We start from the raw sequence: 6,812 nt of genomic DNA on the forward strand, positions 1-6,812 counted from the left end.
AGTCGCCGGCGGCCTGGGTCATGCGGTGGGTGAGGGCCAGCAGCCGGTCGTCGCCCTCGGTGACGCGGTCGGCGGCGGCCTTGCGGCGGGCGGCGAGCCGGTCCTCCAGGGCGGCGAAGCGGCGGGTGTCGAAGAGGCGGCCCAGCAGCCGGGCGCGGGACTCCGCGTCGGCCCGCAGGAAGCGCGCGAAGTCGCCCTGCGGCAGCAGCACCACCTGGCAGAACTGCTCCTTGCTCATGCCGAGCAGCCGGCCGATCTCCTCGCCGATCTCCTGGTGGGAGCGGCTGAGCGCCTTCCAGTGGCCGTCGTCGCCGCCGAGCCCGGGTACGTACTCCCGCAGCCGGCTCTGGGCCTTCTCGCGGGTGGTGCCGCTGCCGCGTTTCTTGGGGCGCGGCTGCTCGGGGAGCCGGGTGATCTCCAGCCGCCGGCCGGCGACGGTGAGGTCGAGGACGACCTCGGTGGGGGTGGCGGGGTCGGCGAGGTCGCTGCGCAGGGCCTGGCCGCCGGGGCGGGCGCCGGGGACCGAGCCGTAGAGGGCGTAGCAGACGGCGTCGAGGACGGAGGTCTTGCCGGCGCCGGTCGGTCCGTGCAGCAGGAAGAGGCCGTCGCGGGCCAGCCGGTCGAAGTCGACGGTCTGCGTCCGGGCGAAGGGACCGAAGGCGGTGACGGAGAGCCGGTGGAGTCTCATCGCGCGTCCTCGCGTTCCGCCTCGTCGAGCCGTACCTCGTCGAGGGCCGACCGCAGTGCGGCCCGCTCCCGTGCGTCGGCGGCGCGTCCGGCGCGTACGTGTTCCACGAAGTCCTCGGCGATCTCCTGGTCGCTGCGGCCGCGCAGCCGCCGGGCGTACGAGGCGAGCGAGCGGGCGGGGCCCTCGTCGGGGTCGAGGACGAGGCTGAGCAGGTGCGGGAAGCGGGCGGTGAGGCGGGCCATGGGTTCGTGCGGGCGGGCCGGGTCGGTGAGGGTGGCCTCGACCCAGGCGTCCTCGTGGCGGGCGAGCGCCGGGTCGGCGAGGAGGTCCTCCAGCCGTCCCCGGATGCGGGCGAGGGGGCGGGGTACGGGGCAGTCGACGCGTTCGGCGCGCACGGTGCCGTCGGCGTCGAGGTCGACGAGCCAGGTGGACTTGCGGTGGCCGGCCTCGGAGAAGGAGTAGGCGAGCGGGGAGCCGGAGTAGCGGACGCGGTCGCCGATCGTCTGGCATCCGTGGAGGTGGCCGAGGGCCACATAGTCCACGCCGTCGAAGACGGAGGCGGGGACACAGGCGGCGCCGCCGACGGTGATGTCGCGTTCGCTGTCGCTGGTCCGGCCGCCGGTGACGAAGGCGTGGGCGAGGACGACGGAGCGGGTGCCGGGGGGCCGTCCGGCGAGGTCGGCGCGGACCTTGTCCATGGCGGCGCCCAGTACCTCGGCATGTCCGGCCCGGGGAGCGCCGAGGGTGTCGCGTACGAGGGCGGGTTCGAGGTAGGGCAGGCCGTAGAGGGCGACGGGGCCGTGGTCGTCGTCGAGGAGTACGGGGGTGGCGCAGTGCGCGGGGTCGGTGCGCAGATGGACGCCGGCGCGCTCCAAGAGGCCGGAGCCTACGCCGAGGCGGCGGGCGGAGTCGTGGTTCCCGGAGATCATCACGACGGGGACGCCGAGGGCGGCGAGGCGGTGCAGGGCCGTGTCGAAGAGTTCGACGGCGGCCAGTGAGGGCACCGCGCGGTCGTAGACGTCCCCGGCGACGAGGACGGCGTCGACGTCGCGGTCGCGGACGGTGGCGACGAGGTGATCGAGGAAGGCGCGCTGCGCGTCGAGCAGGCCGACGCGGTGGAAGGAGCGTCCCAGATGCCAGTCGGAGGTGTGCAGAAATTTCACGACACCGCTCCGACCTGCATGTTCCGCTCTCCTTCGTGGCCCTGCGCGGCCCCGGTACGGGCCCTTGCGGCAGCGACCACGGTAGCGCCGGCCGGGGATGTGGCCGTCATCGGGCCCGGGGCGTCGCCGCGCCGTGGCCGTGGGTCATCCGTCCTCGCGGGGGGCGCGGGCGCGGCGGAGGGGGGTGACGTTGGAGGGCGGGGTGTCGTCGTCCGGGGTGTCGCGGTGGGGGTCCGGTGCGTCGTCGCGGGGGGCGGTGTGGCCGCGCAGGACCTCCATGGCACGTTCCAGGGTCTCTCCGGTGACTTCCATCCGGATTCTCGCCAGTCGCTCGACCTCGCTGTTCGACACCTCGTCAGCATAAACGGGCCGGGCGCACGTCAAGGACGCTTCGGCGGACGTCAGGGGTGCGGGACGGGGGCCCGGCCGAGGCAGGAGGTGTCGGGGCCGGACCGCAGGAGGGTGTGCAGGTAGAGGAGTTCCGTGCCATCGGGGTCCGCGGCGGCGAGCCGGTGCGGGGTCCGTGAGTCGAAGTGGGCGCTGTCGCCGGGGGCCAGGGTGTGGCGGGCGTCACCGAGGCGCAGCCGCAGTTCGCCGGTGAGCACGTACAGCCATTCCTCGCCGGGGTGGGTGCGGGAGGCGCCGGGGCTGGGGCGGTAGGCGACGTGGACGCGCATCGCCCGGGTGCCGCGGCCGGGGGCTCCGGCGGGCCAGTACGCGCAGCCGTCGGCCCAGTTCGCCTCCAGGCCGTCGGCGCGGACCACCGCCCGGCGGTCGGCGGGGAGTTCCCCGAGCAGTTCCGAGACGGTGGTGCCGTAGCTGCGGGCCAGGGCGATCAGCATCTCCAGCGACGGGTGGCGCCGGCCGGTCTCCAGGCGGGAGAGGTGGGCGGGCGAGAGCCCGGCGGCGCGGGCCGCGGACTCCAGGCTCAACGCCCGCTGGCGCCGCAGCAGGCGCAGTCGGGGCGCGACGGCGTGCAGCCCGGACCGGTCCGGGGCGTCCTGGGGAGGAGTCATGGTGCGGGTCCGCTCTGACGGGGTGGACGACGGCCGGGCGGGGCCGGTGCGCGCCGACGGATCACGCCATTGCACACCGCTGCCGGACGGCGGGCAATTTTCGTGCCGGGCAGGCAAGAGCGCGGGGAAACGGCATGCCCCGCAGGCAATCCGTTTGCCCTGGGAATTCGGGCGTCGCTATACCCGTCCCGAGAGTCCGGGCAACCGGCCGCACATCACGTTCTGCCGAAGGAATGGGCCCGGCTCCCGGCCGACCCTTCGCCGGGCGGGAAATGCCCCGTCCGGTGCGGCCGTGTGCCGTCCGGATTCCTCACGTCAGGCATCCGGGCCCCCGGATCGACCGGAATTCAAGGAGAGCACACCATGACGACCCTCCGCCTGGAAAAGGCGGGCGCCTCGCACGAGACTCCCCCGAAGACCCTGGTGAAGTGGCTGACCACCACCGACCACAAGATGATCGGGACGCTGTATCTCGTGACATCGTTCGTGTTCTTCCTCGTGGGTGGTGTCATGGCCCTGCTGCTGCGGGCGGAACTGGCACGCCCCGGTATGCAGATCATGTCGCAGGAGCAGTACAACCAGGCGTTCACCATGCACGGCACCATCATGCTGCTGGTCTTCGCCACCCCGGTGTTCTCCGGTTTCGCCAACTGGCTCATCCCGTTGCAGATAGGCGCGCCCGACGTGGCGTTCCCGCGGCTGAACGCGCTGGCGTACTGGCTGTATCTTCTCGGTTCGCTCATCGCCGTGGGCAGCCTGCTCACCCCGCAGGGCGCGCCGGACTTCGGCTGGACGGCCTATACGCCGATGTCCGGCAGCGCGTATTCGCCCGGTATCGGGGCCGACATGTGGCTGATGGGTCTGGCGCTTTCCGGGTTCGGCACCATTCTCGGCGCGGTCAACCTGATCACGACGATCGTCTGCATGCGGGCGCCGGGTCTGACCATGTTCCGCATGTCGATCTTCACCTGGACCGTGCTGATGACCGGTGTCCTGGTGCTGCTCGCCTTCCCGCCACTGGCGGCCGCCTTCCTCGCCCTGGAGTTCGACCGTAAATTCGGGGGGCACATCTTCGACGCGGCGAACGGCGGGCCCATTCTCTGGCAGCACCTCTTCTGGTTCTTCGGGCATCCCGAGGTGTACATCATCGCGCTGCCGTTCTTCGGCGTCGTCTCGGAAATCGTCCCGGTCTTCTCCCGCAAGCCGATGTTCGGCTACATCGGCCTGATCGCGGCGACCATCACCATCTCCGGTCTCTCCCTGACGGTCTGGGCGCACCACATGTTCGTCACCGGTGCCGTTCTCCTGCCTTTCTTCTCCCTCATGTCCTTCCTCATCGCCGTGCCGACCGGCGTCAAGTTCTTCAACTGGATCGGCACGATGTGGAAGGGCTCACTGTCGTTCGAGACGCCGATGCTGTGGGTCATCGGATTCCTGGTCACCTTCGTCTTCGGCGGGCTGACGGGCGTCCTGCTGGCCTCTCCCCCGCTGGACTCGCACGTCCACGACACATATTTCGTGGTCGCGCACTTCCACTACGTCGTGTTCGGCACGGTGGTGTTCGCGATGTTCGCCGGATTCCATTTCTGGTGGCCCAAGTGGACCGGGAAGATCCTCGACGAACGCCTCGGCAAGATCACCTTCTGGACGCTGTTCGTCGGATTCCACGGCACGTTCCTGGTGCAGCACTGGCTGGGCGCCCAGGGAATGGCGCGCCGCTACGCCGACTATCTCGACGCCGACGGGTTCACCGCGCTGAACACCATTTCCACGATCAGCTCGTTCCTGCTCGGCCTGTCGATGCTGCCGTTCCTCTACAACATCTGGAAGACCGCCAAGTACGGCCGCAAGGTCGGCGTCGACGACCCGTGGGGCTACGGCCGTTCCCTGGAGTGGGCGACGTCCTGCCCGCCGCCCCGGCACAACTTCACCAGCCTGCCGCGCATCCGCAGCGAATCCCCGGCGTTCGACCTGCACCACCCGGAATTCGCCGAGCGGGCCTGACACCGCCAAGGCCGTCCCCCGTCCGCACCCCCACAGGTCCTGCCTTCCACGAGGAGGGGCACCTCACCATGCACTCCCTGCACGAAGAAGCGGTCTCCGGAATCGAGCACCTGGAGGGCTATCTGCTCCTCCAGGCCGAGAAGGGCCGGGCGCTCGCCGACGCGGAGACCTTCCTGGCCGGTCTGCCGTCGCTCAGCGCGGACCAGCGCGAGGAGGTGCACCGCGCCTACACGGCCGAACGCGACCGCCTCACCCGCCGCACCCTGGAACGCGTCGTCGAACGCGCCGCCGAGCTGCGGAGCGAGTACAGCGACCGCTACCGCAGGCTCCGCCTGGCGACCTGGAGCGCCGCCGCGGCCACGGCCGGCGCGGCCTCCGGGGTCGCGGCCCTGCTCCAGCGGTGACACCGGCGCCGGGGCGCCCGTCCGCACACCGCGGGCGGGCGCCCCGGCGTCACGCGTCGCCGTACGCCTCGCCGCCGAGCTCCAGGACGGCGCTCCCGGCGGTGGCGTCGGCCAGCCAGGCGCGGAAGGCGTCGACGTCGGCCTCCGGCAGACCGATCTCGATCCGTACCGCGGCCCCGTAGGAGACGTCGCGGACGGCGCGGCCGGTGGCCCGCAGGTCGTTCTCCAGCTTGCCGGCGCGCTGGTGGTCGACGGTGACGGTGGCGAGCCGGTAGCGGCGCCGGGTGACCGTGCCCAGCGCGTCCAGCGCCTCGCCGACGACACCGCCGTAGGCGCGGATCAGACCGCCGGCGCCGAGCTTGATCCCGCCGAAGTAGCGGGTGACGACGGCGACGACATAGCGCATCTCGCGCCGCAGGAGCATCTGGAGCATCGGCACCCCGGCGGTGCCGCCCGGTTCGCCGTCGTCGCTCGCCTTCTGGACGGCGCCGTCGGCCCCGAGGACGTACGCGAAGCAGTGGTGGCGGGCGGTGGGGTGCTCCTTGCGGACCGCCGCGATGAAGTCCTGGGCCTCGGCCTCGTCCGCCACCGGCGCGAGGGCGCAGAGGAACCGGGACCTGTTGATCTCGATCTCGTGCTCACCCGCGCGGGCGAGCGTACGGTACTGCTCCTGCATCGCCCCACCCTATGCCGCCGCCCGCGCGAGCGGGAACCGGCCACCGGGGCCGCCGCGCACCGCGCCGCGCGGCGGGCGTCAGCCGTACGGGCAGCGGCGCACGGCCAGGTGGCGGATTCCCCGGTGCCCCACCGGTGCGTCGGGCGGCCGCGGGGGCCGCCCGTGGGCACTGTGACCGGGGGCAGGGGCCTCGTGCGGCGGGGCCCGGCCCCGCACCCAGGAACCTACGGCGGGCCGGCGGAGGGCTTCATGGACAACAGCACACAGTCGTCGGCGGACGGCACCGCGGCGGGCGCACGCGTGCCCGAGCCGCCGCCCGAGGTGATCGAGGCGGCCCGCAACGCGCCCGACCACTGGCTGGCCATGGTCGACCTCACCTGGACCGGTGAGGGCCCGCCACCGCGGTGGGCGCTGATCGGGCAGTGGCGCTCCGGTCCCACGGGTGAGATCGAGGAGTGGCAGGAGAACCCGGAGTACCGCCCCTCGCCCCAGATGCTCGACTGGCCGGAGCCGGCCGACCCCGTCGACCACGCGGTCCAGCTCGCCGCGACCGGGTACGGGCCGGTGGCCGGGGTGTGCGCCGCCCTGGCGCGCGCCGAGGTGTCCGTCCTGGTCGGCGCGACCGGCACCCCACTGCCCGCCGCTTCCCCCGAGGGCACCCCGGTGGTGCCCGTCTACACCGCGGACCGCTACCTGGAGTCCGTGGGCCGGCTGCTGTACGACCGGCGCCCGGTGGCGGCGCTGGTGGAGCAGCTGCCCCCGGGGCACGCCCTGTACCTCAACCCGACGGGGCCCGTGAGCATGCTGGTCGAGACCGAGGGGCTGCGGGCCGCGCTCGCCGAGGCGTCGGACGGGATGCCG

The 6,812-nt window shown here is 72.7% G+C and carries 7 protein-coding genes and 1 pseudogene; 3 read left to right on the plus strand and 5 right to left on the minus strand.

Features of this window, described 5'->3' with window-relative positions; translation table 11 throughout:
• The 4 genes from AC51EU_RS24960 to AC51EU_RS24975 form a co-directional block, all read right to left on the minus strand.
• The coding region (locus AC51EU_RS24960; RefSeq protein ID WP_496269317.1) for an AAA family ATPase at positions 1-688 on the minus strand (688 nt) is incomplete at its 3' end.
• Positions 685-1,851 carry an exonuclease SbcCD subunit D gene (locus AC51EU_RS24965; RefSeq protein ID WP_496269318.1) on the minus strand — a complete coding sequence of 389 codons (1,167 nt, stop codon included), beginning with the start codon at positions 1,849-1,851 and terminating at the stop codon, positions 685-687. The genes AC51EU_RS24965 and AC51EU_RS24960, both read right to left, overlap by 4 nt.
• A gap of 144 nt (positions 1,852-1,995) precedes the next feature.
• Entirely contained in the window at positions 1,996-2,202 is a 207-nt protein-coding gene (locus AC51EU_RS24970) for a hypothetical protein (protein WP_496269319.1), read from the minus strand.
• Between the two features lie 50 nt (positions 2,203-2,252).
• Entirely contained in the window at positions 2,253-2,867 is a 615-nt protein-coding gene (locus AC51EU_RS24975) for a helix-turn-helix domain-containing protein (RefSeq protein WP_496269320.1), read from the minus strand.
• A 408-nt stretch (positions 2,868-3,275) separates the two neighbouring features.
• Between AC51EU_RS24975 and ctaD the strand changes: the two are divergent.
• Together ctaD and AC51EU_RS24985 are read left to right on the plus strand one after the other, a co-directional pair.
• Positions 3,276-4,871: pseudogene (gene ctaD, locus AC51EU_RS24980) on the plus strand (aa3-type cytochrome oxidase subunit I); the annotation flags it as partial.
• 68 nt (positions 4,872-4,939) lie between these two features.
• Positions 4,940-5,275: a hypothetical protein gene (locus tag AC51EU_RS24985; protein ID WP_496269321.1), complete on the plus strand. Its 336-nt coding sequence runs from the start codon at positions 4,940-4,942 to the stop codon at positions 5,273-5,275.
• 49 nt (positions 5,276-5,324) lie between these two features.
• Here the strand turns inward: AC51EU_RS24985 and AC51EU_RS24990 are convergent, their stop codons facing one another.
• A complete protein-coding gene (locus AC51EU_RS24990) occupies positions 5,325-5,951 on the minus strand; it encodes a YigZ family protein (RefSeq protein ID WP_496269322.1) in 627 nt (208 codons plus the stop codon).
• A 249-nt stretch (positions 5,952-6,200) separates the two neighbouring features.
• Here AC51EU_RS24990 and AC51EU_RS24995 point away from each other — a divergent pair.
• A partial coding sequence (locus tag AC51EU_RS24995; RefSeq protein ID WP_496269323.1) for a type VII secretion system-associated protein occupies positions 6,201-6,812 on the plus strand: 612 nt, incomplete at its 3' end.

Source organism: Candidatus Streptomyces philanthi (assembly GCF_059553635.1).